This window comes from Pseudoalteromonas luteoviolacea DSM 6061 (assembly GCF_001625655.1).
Taxonomy (GTDB): domain Bacteria; phylum Pseudomonadota; class Gammaproteobacteria; order Enterobacterales; family Alteromonadaceae; genus Pseudoalteromonas; species Pseudoalteromonas luteoviolacea.
Map to the genome: position 1 here is coordinate 20281 of NZ_AUYB01000081.1, position 24311 is coordinate 44591.

The 24311-nt window shown below is 41.1% G+C and carries 18 protein-coding genes; 6 read left to right on the forward strand and 12 right to left on the reverse strand.

The window, feature by feature from the left end; all coding sequences use genetic code 11:
* Positions 1-37: 37 nt before the first annotated feature.
* A complete protein-coding gene (gene ccoG / locus N475_RS04205) occupies positions 38-1420 on the forward strand; it encodes a cytochrome c oxidase accessory protein CcoG (RefSeq protein ID WP_063357268.1) in 1383 nt (460 codons plus the stop codon).
* Positions 1421-1872: 452 nt separating this feature from the next.
* On the opposite strand, the gene N475_RS04215 is transcribed toward ccoG, so the two are convergent.
* The 11 genes from N475_RS04215 to ccoN all read right to left on the reverse strand — a co-directional run bounded on the left by N475_RS04215 (position 1873) and on the right by ccoN (position 15390).
* Positions 1873-5967, reverse strand: coding sequence for a GEVED domain-containing protein (locus N475_RS04215; RefSeq protein ID WP_063357266.1), 4095 nt, complete (start codon positions 5965-5967; stop codon positions 1873-1875).
* 439 nt (positions 5968-6406) lie between these two features.
* A complete protein-coding gene (uspE, locus tag N475_RS04220) occupies positions 6407-7327 on the reverse strand; it encodes a universal stress protein UspE (RefSeq protein WP_063357265.1) in 921 nt (306 codons plus the stop codon).
* 95 nt (positions 7328-7422) lie between these two features.
* A complete protein-coding gene (locus tag N475_RS04225) occupies positions 7423-8151 on the reverse strand; it encodes an FNR family transcription factor (protein ID WP_063364732.1) in 729 nt (242 codons plus the stop codon).
* Positions 8152-8341: 190 nt separating this feature from the next.
* Positions 8342-9013 (reverse strand): sulfite exporter TauE/SafE family protein, encoded by a 672-nt coding sequence (locus N475_RS04230; RefSeq protein WP_063357263.1) that lies wholly within the window; start codon positions 9011-9013, stop codon positions 8342-8344.
* Positions 9000-9173 carry a cbb3-type cytochrome oxidase assembly protein CcoS gene (gene ccoS, locus N475_RS04235; protein ID WP_063357262.1) on the reverse strand — a complete coding sequence of 58 codons (174 nt, stop codon included), beginning with the start codon at positions 9171-9173 and terminating at the stop codon, positions 9000-9002. Before ccoS ends, N475_RS04230 begins: the two co-directional genes overlap by 14 nt.
* Positions 9170-11542 (reverse strand): heavy metal translocating P-type ATPase, encoded by a 2373-nt coding sequence (locus N475_RS04240; protein WP_063364733.1) that lies wholly within the window; start codon positions 11540-11542, stop codon positions 9170-9172. Before N475_RS04240 ends, ccoS begins: the two co-directional genes overlap by 4 nt.
* Positions 11543-11547: 5 nt before the next feature.
* A complete protein-coding gene (locus N475_RS04245) occupies positions 11548-12039 on the reverse strand; it encodes a FixH family protein (protein ID WP_063357260.1) in 492 nt (163 codons plus the stop codon).
* Positions 12040-12169: 130 nt separating this feature from the next.
* Entirely contained in the window at positions 12170-13135 is a 966-nt protein-coding gene (gene ccoP / locus N475_RS04250) for a cytochrome-c oxidase, cbb3-type subunit III (protein WP_063357259.1), read from the reverse strand.
* Positions 13132-13317 carry a cbb3-type cytochrome oxidase subunit 3 gene (locus tag N475_RS04255; protein ID WP_046355371.1) on the reverse strand — a complete coding sequence of 62 codons (186 nt, stop codon included), beginning with the start codon at positions 13315-13317 and terminating at the stop codon, positions 13132-13134. The genes ccoP and N475_RS04255 overlap by 4 nt, the downstream gene beginning before the upstream one ends.
* 6 nt (positions 13318-13323) lie before the next feature.
* The gene (ccoO, locus tag N475_RS04260) at positions 13324-13944 is read right to left on the reverse strand and encodes a cytochrome-c oxidase, cbb3-type subunit II (protein ID WP_063357258.1); all 621 of its coding nucleotides are present in this window, start codon (positions 13942-13944) and stop codon (positions 13324-13326) included.
* Positions 13945-13956: 12 nt separating this feature from the next.
* A complete protein-coding gene (gene ccoN / locus N475_RS04265; RefSeq protein ID WP_063364734.1) occupies positions 13957-15390 on the reverse strand; it encodes a cytochrome-c oxidase, cbb3-type subunit I in 1434 nt (477 codons plus the stop codon).
* Between the two features lie 504 nt (positions 15391-15894).
* Here ccoN and N475_RS25345 point away from each other — a divergent pair.
* The 5 genes from N475_RS25345 to N475_RS04290 all read left to right on the forward strand — a co-directional run bounded on the left by N475_RS25345 (position 15895) and on the right by N475_RS04290 (position 23257).
* Positions 15895-16164, forward strand: coding sequence for a hypothetical protein (locus tag N475_RS25345; protein WP_142048100.1), 270 nt, complete (start codon positions 15895-15897; stop codon positions 16162-16164).
* Between the two features lie 445 nt (positions 16165-16609).
* The gene (locus N475_RS04275) at positions 16610-19684 is read left to right on the forward strand and encodes a YhgE/Pip domain-containing protein (protein WP_063364736.1); all 3075 of its coding nucleotides are present in this window, start codon (positions 16610-16612) and stop codon (positions 19682-19684) included.
* A 57-nt stretch (positions 19685-19741) separates the two neighbouring features.
* Positions 19742-20818 (forward strand): hypothetical protein, encoded by a 1077-nt coding sequence (locus tag N475_RS04280; RefSeq protein ID WP_063357254.1) that lies wholly within the window; start codon positions 19742-19744, stop codon positions 20816-20818.
* 9 nt (positions 20819-20827) lie between these two features.
* Entirely contained in the window at positions 20828-22717 is a 1890-nt protein-coding gene (locus tag N475_RS04285; RefSeq protein WP_063357253.1) for a hypothetical protein, read from the forward strand.
* 63 nt (positions 22718-22780) lie between these two features.
* Positions 22781-23257 (forward strand): hypothetical protein, encoded by a 477-nt coding sequence (locus tag N475_RS04290; RefSeq protein WP_063357252.1) that lies wholly within the window; start codon positions 22781-22783, stop codon positions 23255-23257.
* A 3-nt stretch (positions 23258-23260) separates the two neighbouring features.
* Here the strand turns inward: N475_RS04290 and N475_RS04295 are convergent, their stop codons facing one another.
* A complete protein-coding gene (locus tag N475_RS04295) occupies positions 23261-24250 on the reverse strand; it encodes a GlxA family transcriptional regulator (protein WP_063357251.1) in 990 nt (329 codons plus the stop codon).
* Positions 24251-24311: the final 61 nt, after the last annotated feature.

Here is a 24311-nt window from a genome sequence, read left to right on the forward strand (position 1 = left end):
AGTGTTAAGGGTGTTTCACTTAACATAAGCAAGTAATATGAAGTTTGATATTAAAGAAGAGGATATGATCATAAAGCCCTACAAACAAGAGGGCCCGATTTATATCCGTGAACAAAAAGGCTTCTTCCAAAAAATCCGTCGTTACCTTGGTTGGATCCTCATGTTTGTATTTATTGCGATTCCTTGGATCCCTTATAAGGATCAACAAGCGGTTTTGTTGGATGTCGCTAGTCAACAGTTTCGAATTTTCGGTCAAACCTTCCTTCCCCATGACTTTATGATCCTTGCATGGGTTTTTATGGCCGGCGCGTTCGGCCTTTTCTTTGTTACAAACTGGCTTGGTCGTGTTTGGTGTGGTTATACCTGCCCGCAAACTATTTGGATGCTCATGTTTACTTGGGTAGAGCATAGAATTGAAGGGACACGCAATCAGCGGATCAAGTTAGATAAGTCAGACTGGAGTACAAAAAAAGCGGTTAGAAAGGTAGCCAAGCATGCGGTCTGGCTTGTGATCTCGGTATTTACTGCAACTTCCTTTATGGCGTATTTCGTACCGGCAAAAACCTTATATATAGAAATGTTTACATTGGAGTGGTCCGGACTTGTGAGCTTTTGGGTGTTCCTATTTGCTTTCTGTACATATGGTAATGCTGGGTTTTTGAGAGAGAAAATGTGCACAGTTGCTTGCCCATACTCGCGTTTTCAGTCTGTGATGTTTGACAAAGACACATTAGTCGTTGCTTACGATGCACTGAGAGGCGAGAACAGAGGTAGGCGCAAACGTAAATCTGATCACAAAGCGCAGGGGTTGGGCGACTGTGTAGATTGTAATTTATGTGTAGAAGTCTGTCCCGCTGGGATTGATATTCGCAATGGATTGCAGTACGAATGCATCAACTGTGGGCTATGTATTGATGCTTGTGATGATACCATGGGTAAATTTGGTTACGCTAAAGGGCTTATAAAATATACCAGCGAAAACCAAGATGCAGGTAAAAAGTCTAGCCCATTTAGGCTTAAGCTGTTGGGGTATGCAAGCTTATTTGTAGCAATTCTCGTTACAATGACCATTTGGGCTTTTAATAGGACGCCTATTGAAGCTTCAGTAATTAGGGACAGAAATGCGCTTTATAGAGTCAATTATGAGGGACTTGTAGAGAATCCATATACGTTGAGTGTGATTAACAAAACTCAGCAAGCTATGCAGTATAACGTGAGTTTCAGTGGCATCGATAATGCACACTTAACTACACCTGAAAAGATTGAAATACAAGCAGGTAAGATGTTATTAATCCCGGTCACAATTGCGACAGATGGCTATGGACTAAAGGGCAAGCGAACACCAATTACCTTCACAATTTCCGCGGATGAAGATAGCAGTATCTCGATAACGAAAGAGAGCTATTTTTATAAAAACTAGTGTTTAGTAGAGCACTGGGTTATTCCTCAAGGGCCATTTGGCCCTTTTTTATTTCTTTCGAAATTACCTGTACAATTCGGCAGTCGATAGCTGCATACTCCTTGGCTAAGCAGTGCTTTGGAATTCAGCTTGTAGTTCTACTTTAGGTGCTAAGAGAAAAGATGTGGTTCCAGTTTTTTAATTATAAAAGTAAGTATAGTAGCCCATGTGAAAGGTGCGGTGTTTTAGTGAGTGATGATCAACCTGAGTGCCCGCACTGTAAAGGTTTGTCTAGCAAAAACGCACGCATTCTTAAAGGCATTAGGAAAAATGAAATGTCAAATAAAAATAAGGGGTTAAGTCTTTTGATGAAAGTGCTGTTTTGTTTATGTGGGCTAGGGGTTGTATACCTGTTTACTCTATAAAAAAGCCTCTTATTACTAAGAGGCTTTGGCTAGGGAGATGATAATTTTTTATTCAAATTTTGCGTTTAGGTGTGCACCTGAGCCTTGGCCAGACACCATTATGTAGTGCCATCCAGAGCTGGGGTTGGCTACCACAATCTGTTCTTCACTGCTACCTTGGGTGGTTGCCGAGTTATGGAAGCTACTTGCACTTGGCCAACCAGCTGCGTTTTGGTAAATACTTGCATCCCCATCACCACCAGTGGTTGTAATTGTCAGTTTTGATTGACCAACCGGGACATTAATCGCTACGTAGACTGTATTGCTGCCCATGCAGATAGCATCATCATTTGTTAAGTTGCCACGAGTTTGTGGCGACTTGGTTGCGCAAGCGTTTACAGGCGGCTCAATTACATCACCTTCTGTATATGAACCTGTCAACGTTACGTTGTCGGATGCTGTCCAACCGACAACTGAAACATAGTAAATACCACCTGATTGAGTAAGCTTACTACTATCACATGTCTCGTCTCTATTGCCGCTAGTATATGGTCTACAATCCCAATTATTTGCCGTATCAGAATCGCCAAATTTAACGTATAAATCAGGATCACCCGTTCCTGCACCCATTTCGACTTTAACGTTAGTAGCGCCCTCTGGCACGAAGAATTTAAATGTTTTTGACTCTTTAGCCGCAACTGAAATATCAGTCTTGGTTACGCCATTCATTAGATCTGAATCAGGGACTTGCTCATCGGTAATCGTAACTGAGTAATCTTCAACTTCACCCCAGTCATAAGTACCGCATGCTGGCAATTTACCGTCTGTCAATTCGTAAGACTGAATTACGCGCATGATAGTAGAACCATTGTTTGCAGTTACTGGAATGGTTACAGATTTAACAACCTCATCGAATGTAGTTGCACTTGTCTCTGTAAGCAGCTCTCCGGCATCGTCAAAACGGTTGTTTTGGTTTAGATCGACATACACTGCCCAATTCGCAAGGTATGGACCGTTTGATCCGTGAGTCAGTCCAATTTCTGTCGCAGCGCCTTTTTTAAAGCTAAAGCCTGTATTGTCATAGTGACTGAATTGACTTTTGTCAGAACTGTTACTTTGGCTGCCAACACGTACTTTACTTGTCCATTGAGTTGTAGATTTTCCATATGCAACACAATAAGCAGGGCCGCTCACGGTAACATCCTGTTCTCGCATATAGCTAATGCCGTTGTTCAGAGTCACCTTCAACCTAACTGGGAATGTACCTGCATACAGGTATGTATGAGTTGGGTTACCTTGTGAACCGATATGATTTGGATTAACTGCCCCGTCGCCAAAATCATATTCGACTGATGCGATATTAGTATTGCTGCTTGAAGAGTCTGCAAATGTGACAGTCAGGTTATTTGTGGTTACATCAGCAGTAAAATCTGCAGGGTTGTTTGGCTGAATGTCTACTGTGAAGTCTTCAACTTCTCCCCATCGTATGCGGCCACAAGGAGACTTCAATTCTTCATAGCTTTGCAATACCCTCATTCTGGTTTTGCCTGTAAGAGCTGAGTTAGGAATAGAAATTGTTTTTTCAATATCATTTGCGGTGTTAGCTCCGACCCAATACCAAACGCTTTCGGAGTCCTCAAAAGTGCCATTTTGGTCCATGTCTATGTAAACGCGCCACTCTGCATTGTAAGAAGTTTTTGACCCTGTCGCGCCTTGGCGCACAGACAATATATTGTCGCCTTTAACTGCTCCTAAGATCTTGTCGGTGTGATCGGTGTAATTTGCTGAGCCAGATGTGACGCTGTTGCCATTAAGAGTGACGTTAGCATTGTATTGATATTTGGGTTGGTTGCCATATGCACGGCAATAGTCCTGATCTGCTGGTGCCGATACGGTTATAACTTTGGTATGCGTGTATGTTTCTCCATTTTTCAAGGTGACTGTAAGTGTAACTGTATACTCGCCACCAAAAACATATTTATGACTCGGGTTGAATGCAGTGCTTGTACTTGAATCGCTATATAACCCATCGCCAAAATCCCACTTTACAGATTCGACATCGTTAGGGTTCACAGAAAACTCAACGTTAAAGTCATCATTGTTTGTTGATACTGTAAATTCAGCGGGGTTTGGTTCTTTGATAATGGTAACGCTGTAGTCTTCGGCTTCACCAAATTTGAAGTCGCCACACGCAGCTAATTGGTTTTCACCATCACGCAGCGTATTTGAGTGAATAACACGCATACGAGTTGTGCCAGCCAATGCGTTATCTGGAATAGTAATATTGGCAAGTATGGGTTCTGGTGAAGACTTAGCTAGTGGTTCAGAAAAATGAACTAGCTCTCCCGGGTCATCGAAGCTATTGTTTTGATTTAAGTCTATATAGACGGCCCAATAAGCCGAATATGGCCCAAACTTACTACCTCGGGTACCTTGTTGTAGTTCTATACCTGTTGTCGAACCACTATACACAACGAAAGGTTCTAATGCGGTATGATCTGTATACTGTCTCCTATCAGACTCATGGGCTTTACCATTGACTGATACACTCTGTGTGTACTGGTATATTGCATTGGTTCCTTTTGCGGCGCAATAGCTTGAGCCTGGTGTTGAAGTGATAGTGACTTCTTGCGATGCAGAGTGAATAAGGCCTTGGTTATCGGTTGCCGTATATCTGACGATATAAGTGCCGGGGAAGAGATATGTATGTGTTACGGTATCACCCTGCGCATAGGGCTTATTATTATATACACCGTCCCCAAAGTCCCACAATGTAGAGACAATATTACCATCGCTGTCACTTGACTGACCTGTAAAGTTCGCTGTTAAGCTACCGGGTGTAATTGTCGCTTGAGTAATTGTTGCGCTAGGTGCGTTGTGAGCAGCAGTACGTAAAGCTGCCATAAAAGTAGCGCGTTCATTGTGTACTCGAGCATTGTCATTTGTTTCAACGGTTCCACCAGCTTCACCTTGGTAGTTTTTATTAGGATTCGACCACACATTTAGTCGCTCGCCACAATCACTAATGGCCATCAATGTACGCCACGTTTTTGAGTCATTACAGTAGCCGTGGCCAAAAGAGAATGGGGTCGTAGTTGAGTCGTTGTCATGCCTTGCGCCGTAAAGGTGCCCAAGTTCATGACCGAAAGTATTTTTGAAGGTGCCCCAGCTACTCATTGTAAATAGTGCGCTTTCAGCATCCGTACCTATTTGGCCTGCCCAACCAGCCCAAGGGGAGCTCGCGTTTTGATCCGCAAGAAATACCATTATATCAGCTTTGTACTCATCACGAATACTTTTTAATTCTACGCCAAACCCATTAGGGGCTAGTGGGTTTGGTTCAGATAGCCAACTGCTGGTGTTTTCATTAAGTAGAAGAGAGTTATCTTCAGACATATCACCAGTAGACACGTATCCTGTTTGATAAGAGTGAATAACCCTTACGCTGGCATTGATGCCGCTGGCAGCGTAACTGTCATTTGTGTCTTTTTCCATCAGAGCAATATACGCGTCTACATCTCCAACCTCAGCAGCGAGTTTGTCGGTGTATGCAACGACCACTGTTACTTCTGTGTCTGCGTTGGCAGCATTAACTGTTGAGGTGCGAATAAAAGGAGAGACCTCTGCATGACCAATCAATCCGTGAGATGAATCACCGTGCTCTAAACCTGGTCTGTCTTTGGTAGAGTCGATAGGGGAGTTATCTTGAGTAAACTTACTTAGTTTGTATAACCCATTTTCTGAGGGGGTTAATAAATACCCAGTGTTACCAATGTAAATTTTTGCACTATAGCCACTATTTGTTTTTATCATCGACAGCCTTGCAACGCCATCGGTTGAGCGACCATTGATATACGTGATTTTGCTGCTTTGTTTGGTAACTTCAGTTAGTTCGATTTGCACAAACTGACCATCAATGACTAATTTTAATGAGTTGCCTACATGTAGGTTTGCATCTAGTTCACTGTTTAATTTAAGAGCATTTAAAATCTGCTTTGCTCTTGGTTGTGTTGGTTCATTTGCTGATGACTGTATCGCTTGTGGGATTTCGTTATCAAAACTGATCTGTCTATCAAAAAGATAGGTTTCTTGAGCAGATGCTGAAAACGAAACAGTGATAGCCGTTGCGAGAGCTAACTTTTTTAATTGGTTTTGTTGTTGCACTGTAACTTTCCTTTAACGAGTATGAGTAAAGCAAATTTGCTTTACATGTTGTTAAAAGAGGTTCAAAAAGCGGTGAAAATCTGATTGCTTACCTCTTGCATACCATACTTTCATGACAGTATATGAAGTATGATTGTATACAATATATAGTATGCTATTCGTTTTTGTACATGATTTTGTTGAATTTTTATCAATGTAAATTTCAAATTGTTACAAGAACACCCAGTTTTGGTTCCTTTTTTATTAACAAAATCAAAAGGGTATCGATTTAGGTACTTGTTTAAAAAAAATTCAAAAAAGACCTATAAAAAGGAGCTATTAATGGATGCAGAAAGCGGAAAAGTTACAAAGAGAGTTACACAGAGTTCATTGAGGTATCGTAATTCGAGTATTTGGGAGTAAAAAAGTCCGATAATAATATCGGACTTTTATGTGCCTATTATTCTAGTGGGCTTTTATAGCCATCAGGTTTAAGCGCTAAGACGTCACAGTCTAGACTATCTATGACGTGTTCAGCTGTATTTCCGATTAAAGCGGCACTTAGGCCTGTTCGTCCAACCGTGCCAATCACAACGAGTTCCGCTGATTTTTTCTGGGCAATGGATGGAATCACATCCTCAGGCAAACCTTCTTCAATAATACAGGTCTCTTTAGCAAGGTTAAATTCATTTGCTAATGACCAAGTTTCGTCTTCGTGGTGTTTTTTGACAGCTTCGCTGTACTGAGAGGGATTAAACTCCGGAATTTCAATTGCAATGTTTACTGGTGTAGCCGGGTAGGTGTTTACTAAGCTCAGAGATGCGTTTGCTAGATCACATATAAATAGCGCGTCTTTGATAATACGTTTGTTTAAAGTTTGGTGCTGCTCATTGTCACTTACTGCATTGACAGCGGCAATGATTTCGCCATCTTCTGGCCATGCTTGGTCTTTAACTAGTAACACAGGGGTTGGACATTTTCTGATTAAGTGCCAATCGGTAGGTGTGAAAATGACTGACTTCAATGTATCGTGTTGATGTGTAGACTTGATAACAATATCAAATTGAGCTTTGAGTACTTCTTCGATAATTGCTTCATAAGGTCGGTTGTGCCACACGACCTTTGCCGTTATTTCAAGGCCTTCATAGTCGGTTATGAGATCGCTTATCCACGCCTCTCTGTCTTTTATAACCGCCAGCCTCATTGCTTCTCTCTCATCTCTAGAGAGCATGGTGGTCATTTCGTATGAGAAATCATAGATAGACAAAAACGCAGTTATTTGAGCGCCTGTTTTCTTTGCCAGGCTAATTGAGCGTTCAAGGCTATTTTGTTGCTCTTTTGTTGGGTCAATGACTGTGAGAATTCGTTTTATCTTATCCATCGTAGTCTCCTTTGTCGCTTGGCTAATCAATCTACTTTGAGTGTAACTGATATAGCCAAGGTATAAAGGTATTTCGATGGAAAAATTGGTTTAGATCAACTACTAATACCTGCAGCGCTCGCCAACCCTTCAGCTTCTATGATAGTAATAAACTTACCTTCTACTTTAATCAAGCCCGCTTTTTGAAAACGGCTTAAAAGTCGACTGATTGTTTCAACGGTTAGGCCCAAGTAATTGCCAATCTCACCTCGAGTCATTGTGAATCTGAACTCTTTTCTTGAGAATCCTCTTTCACCAAAGCGATTTGATAGGTTATAGATAAAAGTTGCTAGTCTTTCTTCGGCTGTTTTCTTATTGAGTAATAGCAACATTTCTTGATCATAATTGATTTCACTACTCATTAAGCGCATTATTTGCTGTCTTAATTTAGGCAGTTTGCCAGCTAGCTCATCAAGCGTATCAAATGGGATTTCACACACCATAGAAGTCTCTAGCGCTTGTGCAAAACTTTGATGCTGCATTTTATTAATAGCGTCAAAACCAACTAAGTCACCAGCTAGATGAAAGCCTGTAATTTGCTCGTCGCCTTGTTCTGATAGGGTGTAAGATTTAAATGAGCCAGACCTCACAGCATAAATTGCTTCAAGTTTAGAACCTGACTCGAACAAAAAGTCTCCTTTATGCAAAGGCTTTTTTCGTTCAATGATTTCATCAAGTTTGTCCACTTCATTCCCGTTGAGAGAATAGGGCAAACACAGCTGACTAATACTGCAGTTTGTACAACTGATTGTACACTGACTTTTGGAGCGATTATTTAAATCCATAATAAATCCATTACTCTTAGACGCACATAAAAAATTACAAATTCAAAAAGTTAACAACAAATAAAGACAGATTTTAAGCTTCTCCCGTCTTTAAATAAGAACTTTCACGTTTCAGGCGAATAAAAACTCCTGCTTCCAATCGCCTAATGTATGGCTAGTATTATCATATAATGCTAGCCATAAAACCAGATTAAAGTACTAATTTATTGGTAGTAACAATAATCAAGTAAAACCCATACCAAACAAATAGATTCCCTAGAATTACTCTTGTGACTGGGTGGTTTAAAAACTGATTCAAAACTTGTGCCGATTGGCCCGCAACTATCAGTGCAGGAAAGGTTCCTAGTGCAAATGCGACCATCGTTAAAGCGCCATAGAGTGGGCTAGAAGCTTGCAAACTCCAAACCAAAGCGCTGTACACCAACCCACACGGCAACCAGCCCCAAAGCGCACCGTAAGCTAATGCTTTCTTCTTGGTATCTATGGGAAGTATATATTTGTTTAGCTTGACGACTCTTTGCCAAACAACAAAGTTTCCCAGTTTTTCTAGCCAATTTAAGGTGCTTACAAAACGCATAATATATAGACCGACCAATAACATAAAAATGCCACTTAAGTACGATAGGCCAAGTGCAAACGAGGTATTTTGCTTTGCAAACGAGGTGCCGAGTAAAGCAACCAAGGTTCCGGCGGTTGCATAGCTTAACAATCTGCCTAGGTTGTATAAAAAAGCAACAGTTAATGGGTGCTGTTTATCTTGTGCCAATTGAAGGCTAGAGGCGACACCTCCACACATTGCAAGACAATGTCCACTCCCTGCTAGCCCCATGAAAAAAGCGCTAGCCAAATTAATTTCCATCATTACTCTTTTTGTGCTGCTCTTTATCGTCTTCAAACAAGATACTGTGTGCTTGTTTGTTTAAATCCGAAAATTGCTCACTGCGAACTGCCCAAAAAAAGACGCCAATAGCAATTATCACGAAAAGAATGGCTATGGGGATCAATACGTAAATAATACTCATAGTTTCAGCAACCTTAGTGAGTTTGAAATAACGACAATAGAACTTGCTGACATGCCAATAACAGCAAGCCAAGGCGGCACCATCCCCATTGCAGCTAATGGCAAGATTGAACCGTTATAGAGCAATGAAATTGTCAAATTCTGTTTGATGATTTGCTTCGTTTTCACAGCAACTTTTTGCAGTGTTTGTAGCGAGTTCAAATCACTGTTTAACAGTACTACATCGGCTGTATTTTTTGAAATATCAGCGCCTGTTTCCATCGCGATGGAAAGGTGCGCACTGTTAAATACTGGGCTGTCATTTACTCCATCTCCAACCATTGCGACTATGTCACTTTGACGAGACCATTGTTCTACATTTAGCTGTTTGTCCTCAGGAGAACAAGCTTGTTTGTATGAATCTAAACCCAGCTCGTCGGCTAAATCCTTTGCTGCATTAGAGCTGTCCCCAGTTAGCATGTGGCAAGTAAGGCTTTTGCTCTGCAAATAAGCAACAACTTTGTGTGCACTGTTACGTACCTTATCTTGAAGGTAAAAATCTGCGACTGGCTTCTTTTCAATAAATAAGGTCGCTTGCGCAAATGAGGCGTGATTGTTAAACCAAGTTGGTTTTCCAATTGCGATTTCTTGATTGTTGATTTGACCACTCACCCCAAATCCTGTTTTGACCGTTGCAGCAGAAACGTCAAAAACGATATTAGGGCTAGACACAAATGCTTTTGCGATAGGGTGCTCTGAAAATCTTTCTAGTGCACCAGCAAACGCCAAAACGTCTTCTTCAGTATAATTTGCGTCGATAACGACTGTCTTGGTAATAGAGAAACGCCCTTCAGTTAACGTGCCTGTTTTGTCAAATGCATACTTAGTTACTTTAGGGGTTGTTTCAAGCACGTGGCTTTCTTTTATTAAGATGCCTTTTTTCGTTAGTGTTGCCACTGCGCATGTGAGAGCGGTTGGAATGGCCAAACTCAGCGCACATGGGCAGGTTGCTACTAGCACTGCGATGGTGACCCAAAATGCGTGTTCTGGTTCGATGTGGTACCAACCTATTGCAGTGATAGAAGCAAATACCAGTAAACAGGCAACAAACCATTGTGCGACTTTATCTGTCACCTCGACAATTTTGGGGCGTTTCATCAAAGCATTGTGCTGAAGCTTGATAATTTGATTTATTAAAGTGTTTTGCCCAATTTTATTAATTTTGACCGTAATTACGCCGTCGTGATTCAAGGTGCCAGCGTAGACTTGGTGGCTCTTAAACTTTTTGATAGGGAGGTGCTCACCCGTCATCATTGACTCATCAACGGTGCTGTTGCCCTCAACAACTAATCCATCAGCTGGAATGGTTTCACCAGGTTTTATTAGTATTAGGTCGTTTAGCTGTAAACTTTTTGCTGCTATGATCTCTTCAAGTTGGCCGGATAACTTTCTGGCTGTAAGTGGCAGGAGCTTCTGCAGGTTTGCGGTAAATTCACTGGCTTTCATTCTAGCCCTGAACTCTAAATATTTCCCTAGTAGCAGCAAGAATGTAAACATACAAATAGATTCAAAATAGACCTCTCCAACAGACATCACTGTTGCGTAACAACTTGCACCATATGCGCCAAATATAGCGAGAGATACAGGCAAGTCCATATTGAGCTGTTTGCTCTTGAGGCCTTTTACAGCATTTATTAAAAATGGCAGTGCAGAATACAATATAACAGGAGAGGCCAGCACTAAGCTTATCCATCTAAAGTACTGTTCGAACCCTTCATCCATGCCTGAAAACATGCCAAAGTACATTGCAAATGCAAACATCATTACTTGCATGGTCATTAGGCCTGCAACACCTAAGCGCCTCATATATGCTTTAGCAGCCGCCTGCTTTTGGCTTGCTTCTTCATCAGCTTGAAAGGGGTAGGCTTTGTAGCCAATCTGCATCAATGAAGCGATGATTTCGCTCAGTTTAGCATCATTGTCTTGCCATAAAATCATAGCTCGGTGAGTAGAGGTATTCACATCGACACGTTTCACGCCAGAAATCGCAAGGAGTTGCTTTTCAATTAGCCATGCACAGGCGGCGCAACTGATGCCTTCTACACTAAGCAATACCTCTTTAAGGTCACCTTGTTGGCCAACAAAGTCTTTTTGTATATCTTGGTTGTCGTAGCTGATTAATTCTTTTAGCTTTTCAGGTACAAGTTCTTCTACTTTACCATTGGTTTGCGTTCTAAACTTGTAATAATCGCTCATGCCTTGAGCGAGAATGGTCTGTGCGACAGCCTGGCAGCCTGTACAGCAAACGGGGTTTGATACCCCTTCAAAAATAACCTCGCCATTAAAACCAGTAGGGACCGGCTCAAGGCAATGAAAACAACTTTTCGCCATATTGCCTACTTATACTGAGGTGTAATAGATACTGAGCTCTCTGAGGGAAGTTGTAAATTTTCTTTCATTTTCCAACTGCTATCCATCGGCTCGATAAAGACGGTAAATGCGCCTTGATGCGCTTTTTCGAGAAGTCCAGTGAATGTGCCACTTGCGTTGGCTAGTAAGGTGAGGGAAAAATCGTATTCTTTAATTGTGCGGTGATAAAAAGAAACTTTAAGCGCGTTAACTTTACTGTGATCGCCCTTTGTAAAATTAAAACTCACCCTGTCGTTTTCGACAAGGAGATCTCCGTGCAAGTATAGTGCTTTTGCTTTATTGAACTTACTCAACTCTAAATTTATGGCTTTACCTTTTTTGTAGTAATCATCTACAACCATGTCAGGTCCATTGCCTACGGCAACACTTACCAAAATTACGCACGCTATAATCGTAACCAGCGGGAAAAACATTAAAAACCAAGGCCAAAAATTTTTATACCACGGAGTTGGATTCATAATTGTTCACTACTTTACAATGTTGTTATGTACTTAAAGTACGTTTGTATATCTATGTTAAGTTTAGATTTTTGTTACTTTAAAAGTAAGCCCCCGTTACCGGAGGCCTACTGAATTGCTTAGGGACAGCTTACTTGTCTTGTGACAAGCTATAAACGTAAGCAGTCAAAAGATGAACTTTATCTTCACCTAAGATGTCTTTCCATGCAGGCATTACACCCGCACGACCATGGCGTACCGACTCTTCAACTGCGCGCTGAGAACCACCATATAACCAAATATTGTCCGTTAGGTCAGGTGCACCAAATGGCAGGTTGTGAGCCACAGAGCCCTTTCCGTCCATACCATGGCATGCTGCACACATTGCAAATTTGCTTTTGCCCGCATCTGCGTCTTTTTGGTTAACCTTACGACCTGACAAGCTAAGTACATAAGCTGTCATTTCTTTAACACCTTGCTCGCCTAGTGCAGCTTCCCAACCTGGCATTGCAGCTACACGACCATTTAACAAAGTTTCTTTAATCTGGTCAGGGTGGCCACCGTATAGCCAATCCTTATCAGTTAAGTTAGGGAAACCTAATCCGCCACGAGCATCTGAACCATGACATTGTGCACAGTTTTGTGCATACAAACGTTGGCCAATTTCAAGGGCTTCGCTATTTTTTGCAAGTGCAAGAACATCTTGTTGAGCAAATGCTTTGAATATAGGTCCAAAGCGCTCTTCAGCTGCTTCAAATTCTTTATCAAGCTGAACCCATTGGCCATTTTCTTGTGCGTTTAAAACTGCTTGTTTGGATTGCTCAATTGATGTCACCCCTTGGTTAGAGCTTGTCCAACCAAGCAGTCCTGCAAAGTTACCTAAGCCAGGGTACATTGCTAGGTAATATACAGACCAAACAAAAGTTGCGAAGAACATATACGTCCACCACTTTGGAAGCGGGTTGTTTAATTCTTCGATACCGTCAAACTCGTGGCCACAACTTTCGCCTTCTTCGACTCCTGTATAGTTTTTCAGGTTCCAAATAAGCAGGCCAAATATCAGAGCCAGACATGCTAGGGTCAGTACAATGACCCAAATACTCCAAAAGCTAGTCATTTTTCAGACTCCTTTTCCTCTTTTGAGATCGTGTTGTCATGTTTTATTTCATCGTCAAAAATTGCTTTTGCAGCATCATCAAAACGACTTTTTGTACGCTTACTGTAAGCCCACACAACAATCACAATGAACAGTACTAAAATTACCAGAGTTAAAATGCCTCTGTATGTGCCGTAATCCATAATCAATTACTTCAAATGCGTGCCAAGTTGTTGCAAATACGCTATGAGAGCTTCCATTTCTGTTTTGCCCTCAACAGCAGCTTTTGCACCTTGAATATCTTCATCGGTGTAAGGAACACCAAAGTTTTTAAAGACTTCAAGCTTTTTGGCGGTTAATTTACCGTCCAGAACGTTCTCTTCTAGCCATGGGTAGCCAGGCATATTCGACTCGGGAACCACTGAACGAGGGTCAATTAAGTGTGCATAATGCCAATCGTCTGAATATCGACCACCAACACGGGCCAGATCAGGTCCTGTTCGTTTTGAACCCCACTGGAAAGGGTGATCCCATACTGACTCACCTGCCACAGAGTAATGACCGTAGCGTTCAACCTCATCACGGAAAGGCCGGATCATTTGCGAGTGACAGTTATAACAGCCTTCTCTCACATAAATATCTCTGCCTTCCATTTCAAGAGCGGTCAGGGGGCGAAGCCCATCTACCGGCTGAGTCGTGTCTTTTTGGAACATAAGCGGCGTGATTTCGACCAGCGCACCAAAGCTGATTGCAAACACTGTCAGAATCGCCATCAAGCCGACATTTTTTTCTACAATTTCGTGTTTATTAGTAGAACCATTGTTGCTCATAATCGGTACCCCTTAAGCCATTTGCGTGTTTGCATCAGTAGCCAAAGAGCCACTTTTTGCTGTAACTGTGCGGTATACGTTATAAGCCATAACTAACATACCAACTACAATGAACACACCACCTAGGAAGCGCATAACATAGAACGGATAAGAGGCTTCAAGAGACTGTACAAAGCTGTACATTAATGTGCCGTCAGAGTTTACCGCGCGCCACATCAGACCTTGCATAACACCAGATATCCACATAGCTACGATATATAAAACAACGCCTACTGTGTGTAACCAGAAATGGGTGTTGACTAATTTAACGCTATACATGTTTGAATGGCCGAATAGTGCTGGAATTAGGTGGTAGATAGCACCAATAGATATCATCGCAACCCAACCAAGTGCACCAGAGTGAACATGACCAACGGTCCAATCTGTATAATGAGATAGGGCGTTAACTGACTTGATAGCCATCATTGGGCCTTCGAAAGTCGACATGCCATAGAATGATAACGACACCACAAGGAATCTAAGTACTGGGTCAGTACGAAGCTTATGCCAAGCGCCAGAAAGTGTCATAATACCGTTGATCATACCACCCCAAGAAGGGACAAATAGAATAACTGACATAACCATACCTAGTGACTGTGTCCAATCAGGTAGGGCAGTATAGTGTAAGTGGTGAGGACCGGCCCAAATATAAAGAGATACTAATGCCCAAAAGTGAACAACAGATAAACGGTAAGAGTAAACTGGACGGCCTGCTTGCTTAGGAACAAAGTAGTACATCATGCCTAAGAAACCCGCTGTAAGTAAGAAACCTATTGCGTTGTGTCCGTACCACCACTGAACCATAGCATCTACAGCACCTGCGTAGATCGAGTATGATTTTGTAAGTGATACAGGAACAGCCATGCTGTTAACAATATGCAACACAGCAACAGTAATGATAAAACCTGCATAGAACCAGTTAGCAACATAAATGTGGGATACTTTTCGGTTTATAAGTGTGCCGAAAAACACCACAGCATAAGTTACCCAAACGACAGCAATTGCGATATCAATCGGCCACTCTAACTCAGCATATTCTTTTGAGCTTGTTATGCCTAAAGGTAAAGTGATTGCGGCCGCAACAATAATTGCTTGCCAGCCCCAAAAAGTAAATGAAGCTAATTTGTCGGAGAATAGACGCGTTTGACATGTGCGTTGAACGACATAATAAGACGTTGCAAATAATGCACTTGTACCAAATGCGAAAATAACAGCGTTCGTGTGTAACGGACGAAGTCGAGAGTAAGTTAACCATGGAATGTCGAAGTTTAAAGCAGGCCAAGCGAGTTGCGCTGCGATAAAGACACCTACACCCATGCCAACGATGCCCCAAATCACTGTCATTATAGCGAATTGGCGTACAACTTTATAATTGTACTCAGTTTGTGATGCTACTGTTTGGCTCATTTTCTGGATTCCGCTGCAGTTAATGCGATTAGAAATGAATAACCTGTTAAACAGGCCCTATTTTTATATTTCAACAGGCTCGCTTTGAGTACGCTAAAAGTGACAAAGCAAACCCGAGAAACCCTTATTTTTGCAAGGAAATAATAATTTTTTTGCAAAATAAAAGATACCTAAAACACCCTAAAGCATGACATCAATCAAGTTTTTGGTGAGTTGATAACGCGCGCCGAGTTTTAAAGCTCGCAATCTAGACATCACCTAAACTTCACTAGCCCAAAGGAGTCGAAAAGCGTAACATTGAGCTAAATTATAAGCCTGATGTCTGTTTAAATTATGCGCTATTTTTCAACATTCGCAGTGGTATTTTTAGTTTCTTTTCTGGCGGCTTGTTCAGACCATAGTATAAGTATACATGAAAGTTCAGAAAAAAGTGAACGTTCAATTAAATCTAAAAACTGCACATCTATAAATCCATGTCTTATAAAGAAGGGAGTTAAATTTTGGGTGGATGCTGATACGCCAAAACCAGAGACTCCTTTCGGTATTATGTTTAAGTTTGAAGAGCCTATTGATATCCAAACTGCTTATTTGGAAGGGGTTTCCATGTACATGGGCAAAATACCAGTCTCGTTTGTAAAAGAAGAATCGGGAAAATGGCGTGCAGAAGCTATGGTGGGTTCGTGTAATCTTGCAGAAATGCAGTGGAAGCTACGGGTTTTCGATAGCAATGATGACGAGTTGAACTTCTCTCCTAGTATTTATACCTATCGATAGCTTTCCTAAGTAAGGTGCTTTACTTGGACACCAATAGTAATGCACCTAGTCAAAAAATCACAATGCAAGCTGATTTGTAAGCACTTTATTTATTTTGCGCTAAGTTTGTAATTATTTTGGTTTTCATGCACCCATTAAAGTTAACAGTTAAATTCAAATGTTTGTTAAATCTGTTTATTGCCTTTTTAATGTAAATTTGTTTTCATTAAGATAGCAGGCTTGTGGTTATTTTTATCTTATTAAGTCAATTGTTGCGAGGTTTGTTTCAATTGTTTCTTTAATGGGGGTTTTTGGTGTTTGGTTTTGCTGTAAAAACAACCTTGTTAATATAGCTAAGTATTAAATAACCAACAAAAAAATATACTTCAGTACTAGAGTTTTACTCTTTTGCAACTACGCTTTACATAATTAAAAGAAAAATCTTGGGCATATTAAGGAGGCCTCAGTGGTGAATAAAAAAATTTACCTTACCCCAGTAGCAGCATCGCTAGCGTTAACTCTCGGCTTATCTGGTTGTAGTTTATTCGATAGCGAAGATGGTGCCTCAATTGTACCTGTAGATCCTGTAACACCCGTGGACCCTTCAGATGTAGAAGGTACAGCAACAGCTGAGTTCAATGTGTTTGTTTCAGGTAAAGCAGTTAAAGGAACAATGAGAAATGCTGAGTTGACTGTGAAAGAGCTCAAAAATGGTGAGTTGGTGGACGTCGCATTTAGAGCTGAGTTGGGTAGTGTTGAGGAGAAAGCAACTTCTACATCTGAAAATGCTGCAATTGAAAAGGCAAATGCACAGATAATAGCCGGTAGCCCAAGCTCTTTACAGACAGGTGATGATGGAACCTATGGGTTTTATATCGATCAAAGCTTTAGTGGTTCATTATACATTACGGTGAAAACGACGAAAACGAGTGGTTTTATCAAGTGTGATGCAATTTTAGGTTGTGGCAGTTTTACAGAAGCTTCTAGCCTTGATGTTAACTCAAACTTAAAAGTGGATTTTGATGAGTGGTATCAAGACGACCTAACGCTCAATGTTGTAAAGCAAATTACAGCTCAAGCAAATCGAAAAGCTAAAGGTGCAGAGGGTACTACCAAGGCTTACACAGCAAATGCCACTATATTTACCAGCCTAGCGTCTGCATTATTACAATCAGAGTCTCAAAACGGCAATGAAATTACTAGCGCAGCAATTTCGCAAGCGAGTTTAAGTACGTTGTTGCTGTTGCTGGGCCCTGATGCTGCAAAAGAAGCAGTCTTACTAGCCGGTGATATTTCTAATGGCGGCGCGGTCGACTTTACTAATGTTGATTCAGAAGATGTTATCGATGCAGGTACGCTTGCGCTTATCAATGTTGCTTCAACTCTACAAAATATTGCTTCAAACGGTGGGAGTAATTCGACTCTTGATACAGTGATTGGCACGTTAAAAGAAGGTGTGACTGGGGGCGCAGTCAAAGGTAGTAACAACCAGGCTGTTGCATCACTTGCGAATACGCTTCAAGAGGAAGTGAATAAAACCGCGACAGTATTTGTTGCTATCGCGAGCGGTGATATTGATGCAATTAAAGAAGCCTTGAAAGAGGTTGCCCCTGAGTTGAGCGATGATGTGGTTTCTGATTTAGCAGATAAGGCGAAAGAAGCACGTGATAACGCAATTGATTCTGGTGCGACCGACGAGTCAACTTTAGGTGATGCAGCTGAGGATTCGAAGAAAGCTGTAGAAGATTTGGGTTGTACTGGAGATGCGTGTGATACAGATGACCAATCATTTGTTAATGAAGGGGTTACTCAGCTTAACGAGGCTTTGAATAGTGCGCAATCTAGATTTACGACTTTGAATGGTCAGTTTGATGCACTGAATACAGCTTTAGCGAGTGTAGTTACTGCAGGTCAAACATTGGATACTGATGCGCAAAAAGCGGCTTATTTACAGCTGGCAGATGGCCTGGTGGTTACAATAGCATCTAATAAATTAGCTTCAGATATTACTAACTTAACAGCTGAAGTGACTTTAATTTTAAGTAGTGCCGAATCATTTGTTAGCTTAACCAATGCAGCTCAAACAATAGTTACTACGTCACAAACGTTGTTGCAGAGTTCAGAAACGTTAGGTACAAACTATACTGCACTAATTGCGAGTGCAAACGCTGAATTACAAAAAGCAACTGATGCTATTGGTGATGGAAGCAACGCAGACAAAGTACTCGCAGAGACAGCTCTAGCGCGAATTGCGGCAACTCAGACTACATTCAATGCCCAAAATACAGCATTAGATAACACTGTTGAAGATGCAAATAGTCAGCTCGCTGGAGCCACTGATACAAGCTCCCTTCAAATTGCTTTAGCTACGGCGCAAAGTGCCATTGAATTATTCAGTGAAATAAATAGCACTATCGGTGCGATAACCGACGATTTGGCGTTGGCCAAAACGCGTGCAGAAAGTTACGTTGCATCTGCTTCAGACGCTCAAAAAGAAGAAGCTGAGCAAATTCTAGCGGAAGTGATTGCGATAGAAACCCAGTTGAATTCAGACATAACTGCTTTCAGAGCGAAAGAGCAGGCAATTCGAGCGTTGAGAACTCAAATTGAGTCTAATTTTGACATAGCAAGAGGCAAAGAGGGTACAACAAGACTTACGTCTATTAACTTTGTCACAAAAGAAGGCGCTGATTCAGTATTTAATGCTGGTGAAGTCGTCTACGATGTAGTCAGAGATATTTGGGATCAAGACTTGGGCTCTGGTCAGCATTCTGGCACAGCGCCAAACTACCCTGAGTGGACCTACACATATGACACGGATGGCTATCAAATTGAGCTGAAAAACACGCAAGAAGGGACTGAAATGTCTGCTGTTGCTCAGGTTAACTCTGGTGCATCAAGCCGAATCATCCTAACTTGGAGTGGTGTATTGAAAACCACCGATGGGCAAACTGCAGAAGTAAAATCACCAGATCTTGCAGAATGTGAGCGTTGGGCATTAGGCACAATCGCATCACCGAACGCATCTTGCTCTGTTATTTCAATAGATGGAAATATTTCGACGATAGAAGACGCTAAAGATTTTGAAGCATCTAAAGCAGAGACTTTCAATATCGTAGAGTTTATCGATGGACCGTTTGGCTTCAGTGGCACAATGCACGCTGTCATGACATCTGAAGATTTAAATGGCAATCCAACTTCTTTATTTGTAGATGATGCTGTTGAAATCGCACAGGTTAATATCAGTGGTACCACTGAAGGTTTAGCAATGAGTATTGATCTAGACCTTAGAAACGAGAATGGTAACGATCAACTGGGTATGGCTAAAGTGATGCTTGACCTATTCAATGGTTATGCATTCAACGTGAATCTTGTTGATACTGATGCACCACTCGTTGGTGAAGTGTCTATTAACAACAATACTACACCTTTAAAAGTGGGTGATGTGCTTGAAATCGAGAATGGCTTCAGAGTCACGTATCTTGATGGAGTGTCTATAGACTATACAAACATCGACTTTTTAGGCCAGTCAGGCAATTAGAAATAATATAATAACAAAGGGAAGGCGGAACTTGTTCCGCCTTTGTTTTACCCGCTTATGATTAAAACCAGTTTTACTACTTTAGCGTTGTTTACCGCATCAACCGCATTCGCAGCAGATATAGAGCTTATTCATAGCTTTGACTCTGAAATCTATACTGAAGCGCAACCAGTTAAGTCTTTTTTAGATGAATTTGACCACCCCTTAACTTCTGGTGATAGCGCATTTACTTACAATATTTTTGAACTTGGTGTGAAGTACAAAGGCGTTTCTTTGGGAGCACAAAGTAGATACAACTATGTGCTGGAATTCGACCCTGATACTGCATTATTTACTTATTTAGAAAAAAATGATTTACCGTTTGAAAAAAGGGACTACCGTTATTTATTAAAGGGTAAACAATCAACGACCCATGGCGTTTTTTTAGCATATGACATTGATGTACTGGGCCACGGATTGACAATTACACCTAAGATTACCTATTACCAAAGTGCCCATTTTCAAGATGCCGTTGTTGACGGCACCGTTTTCAGTGATGAAATTAAAGGAGCTTTGGAAACAGAATATTATTTTTCACGAGATATACTGTTTAAGACTTTTACACCAGAAGAAAGACCACAAGGGAAGGGTTACTCCTTTGATTTAGCGATTAATTGGCAAGTAACTGAGGATCTGTTTGTATCGCTTAGAGGGCTAGATATAGTCAATGAGACTAAGTATGAAGGCGCAGGCTTTGTAAATGGTTTTACAACAGATGTGCCATTTACCGAACAAGGCGATAGCATTGTAACTGAACCTTCTATACGTCTTCGTACGTCTGCTTTTGGGCAAGAAATCGAATATTCCTTTGAGCATGATGCGCGATATTACTTCGACGTGTCATATCGCTACAATAACCAGTTTTCATTTGATCTTTTTACACGATTCTTCAATAACGATACCTTCGTGCAAGGTAACGTAAATTATTACTTTAACGACGACTGGAAAGTGTTTACAGGCTATGAAACCCACTCTAAAGCGGTGGAAGTAGGGATAGCGAATAAGTACTTTGGCGCTTCTATTAAAACTGACAAGCTAGATTTAGACGATGCATATTATGCAAACGTTAATTGGTTTTTGAAATTGGCGTTCTAGGGAGTAATTATGAAAAAGTTAAGTGCAATATATGCCCTGTCTATTGCTTTGGTAGGATGTGGGGGGAGTGGTGCAGACGCTCCCCGAGTTTCAGATATTGAGCCAGGCTTTGGTAACGATATCAATGAACAATTCGAGGCAAATATAGATTTTTACATGCCGCCTTTTATGACTCAAAAAGGTGAATTGGTCATTACGAATTTACAAGATAATACGTCTTCAACTCATCAAGTAGAGTCACTCAATCAATTCAGCACGGTACTGACTGTCGGAGGGCAATATCGTTTTAAATTTGAGCCGCAGAGCGACCAAGTTTATTGTCCAAAGACCACAGGTTGTGGGCGCTCAAAGTTGAATGATCCCAATGACTTAAATGGAAATAATGAAATAGATTTTGGTGAGCCTGTAGACGCCAAAATAAATCTGGAGCTCGTTGCATTACCTGTTCCAGGATTGAACCAGCTATTTTTCTCGTCATTCTCACATGCTGTTTCTGCTGACAATTATGATAGTCGACCATTGTCTTTAACTGCTACTCCACATTATCAACTGACTATCAATACGGCGTTTCAAAAAAGAAAAGCTGAATATGTTGCAAACGCAATGGCCTATGCTGACATAATGCAGCAGTATTCTTCTGGAGTGGTTAACTCATCTTTGTTTGTTGATACATTCAACGACGCGATGTCACAAGATAGTGCGACTTGGACTTCTTACGCTGCATTTGCAAATGAGTATCTGTTAGATACTTTGATGGGGGAAGAAACAAATATCCTATATCGTGAACATTCAGCTAGAACTCTACTCGAAGTTAATGAGTTATTTAACTTGAGAGCGTTAGGAAAGAATGAAGAATCAATAACCCCATACAGCAAAGATTTACTTGTTGAAGTGAGAAATGCTTTAGGTGTCTTAAGGTTACAAGAAGAGCAATACAGTGAGGAGCTTAAACAAAAGCTCGAAGATGTTGAAAATATTGCCAGCAATGATGCTCAAGAAGCATTTGTCACCATTGGTGAAGTTATTGGTGATGTTGTAAAGCATGTTTCACCTTTTGAGGGTTCTGCTGATGGTCAGTATGAACTACCAGGTTTAGATATTACCTATGAAACTCAGCCAAGTTTCAGATGGCAGGTTACAGGTGTTCGTCGTGGCTATGAAGTTAACTTAGATATCACTGTACCAGAGTGGCGTATTAGCCCGACGCTTGGAGATAAAATTGTCGGTACAGGTGGTGGCACGGTTACTAAGCCGGGCACTAATTTAGAAGTGCAATTTGAACGATTTGAAATTGTCACCACTGGTAGTTTTGACCCGAGTAATATCCAAGAGGTAGTAGGTATTTCTTCTGCACAAGGAGACTTGGAACTGACCCAGCAAAATGCTGTTTTAACGGGCAAAGTTGACTTGGACTTAATTCGTGAATCATTAAGTATCAAATCAACAAAAACAATCGTTCCTTATCTGTCGATAAATGGTGTGCTAAACACGCCTAATCAAAATACACCGATTAGAATTTACGCAAATGAGCGCTCTCCGCTCTCCCTTAATGAGGATCTTGATCTCACGTTTGGTGTGCAATTAGAGCTTGCTTTAAATGGTGGAAAAGACCTTCGTATGCAGCTGGACGGTGAGCCAGATACCTTCTCAAATTTTGGCACTGCAAACATTGCGATGATTTTGGGAGGTCATGTGAGCGAACTTACGGTGACCAATGTTGGTGGCAATATAAACTTAATCGTACGTGGTAAAAATGGGTATTGGATAGACATTAAGAAGAAAGATACGCTATTTACTGGTGGGTTCTATTTCGGAGACAAACTAGTCGGTGATGTAAGGACAATCCGGCGTGTACCAGGGGTTTTATTCCCCGACGGTAGCTTTGAGTCTTTATTTTAATATAAAATATATCGATTCTTTAAAGGGCCATTTGGCCCTTTTTTAATTTTTAAAGAGAGCATAGTGAAAAAGATAGTTGTTATAGAAGCCTTGAAGCTTGCGCTGGAAGGTAAGCTATATGAAGCTAAAGCAGCTGCAAATAGTGCGCGACAAGATGCAATACATGAACAAAGTGCAGCGGAGACTCAGTACGATTCTTTAAGTATCGAATCTGGTTATCTTGCTGAAGGTCAAAGTGAGAGGGTAGAGCAGGTAGTTCAAGCTATTAAACGCTTTGAAGAGTCCTACAGCATGAATGCTGAAGCCAGTGTAAAAGAAGGAACATTAGTTCAGCTATCTGATGAGTCAGATGTAACAAGTTGGTACTACATTGGGCCAACAGAAGGTGGCCTAAAAATTGAGATAGCGCAAACACGTGTACTTGTTTTAACTTTAGAGTCACCTTTAGGGCAAGCTATTAAAAATAAACGTTTAGATGATGAAGTTGAGTTTAATTTTAATGGCCGCACACAAGTTCTTTATGTTGAGGCCATATTGTAACAGCTAGGAAAATAGCTTTTTTCTTACTATTTGTCTGTAACTACTGGGAGTTTGATTCATTTGCTCCTTAAACGCTCGCGATAGCTGGCTTTGAGAAGTGAATCCAACAGTTAGCGCAATATCCTGAATGCTCAAATTGGTTGAGGATAATAACTCAGATGCTTGCTGAATTCTCACTTCTTGAATATAGCTTATGGCTGTTTTCCCAGTCGCTGACTTGAACCTACGATTAAAGCTTCGGTAGCTCATATCAAATTGCTCAGCTACATCGCTCAGAGAGGTAACAGAGCTTGCATTATTTTTAAGCCAAAATTGAATTGCTGCAATTTGTTCATCACTGTGTCTATCAACAGCCCCTTCAAGGTAGCGTTGCTCTTCATAGGGTTTTCTAATTTCATGAGAGAAGTTCTGTTGGACGTGATTCGCAGCATCTTTTCCATAGAATTGACCGATTAAATGTACCACCACATCTGCAAGCGCATTGAGGCTCGCGACGGTATATATTCTATCTGATTGAGTTATAAAGTAATCTGGTTTTAACTCTACATGTGGATAACTTTTGGTGAATTGCTTTGCGTAATGCCAGTGCGTTGTCGCTGAATGGCTGTCAAGCATGCCTGATTCTGCCAAAAAACAAACGCCTGTACCGACTCCAATAAAGGTTGCACCGTGATACCACGCTTTAGATAAGTTATTTGCAAGTTCAGGGTTATGTGCGACAACTGGCCTAGGGTTTCGCCAAATACTTGGCACAATTATGTAATCGTAATCCTGCAAGGCAATGAAGTCAGAGTGCACCTCCATTGAGAGCCCAATAGGTGTTTTTATTGACTCGCCAGTTTGACTTAAGCAGCTGATTTCAAGAGGAGTAAATGATTCTCGGTTGTGACGTTTTGCAAAAGCTTCTCCTGCTCGCAGCATTTCGATGGGTAAGGTCACACTGGTGATCAATAATTGTTCATATAAGGTGAGTGCTATTTTAATACGATCCATTCAAACTCATCTGACCTCTTGGTGTTGGCGAAAAATGAACTAATAGTGGCGGAATATGTAA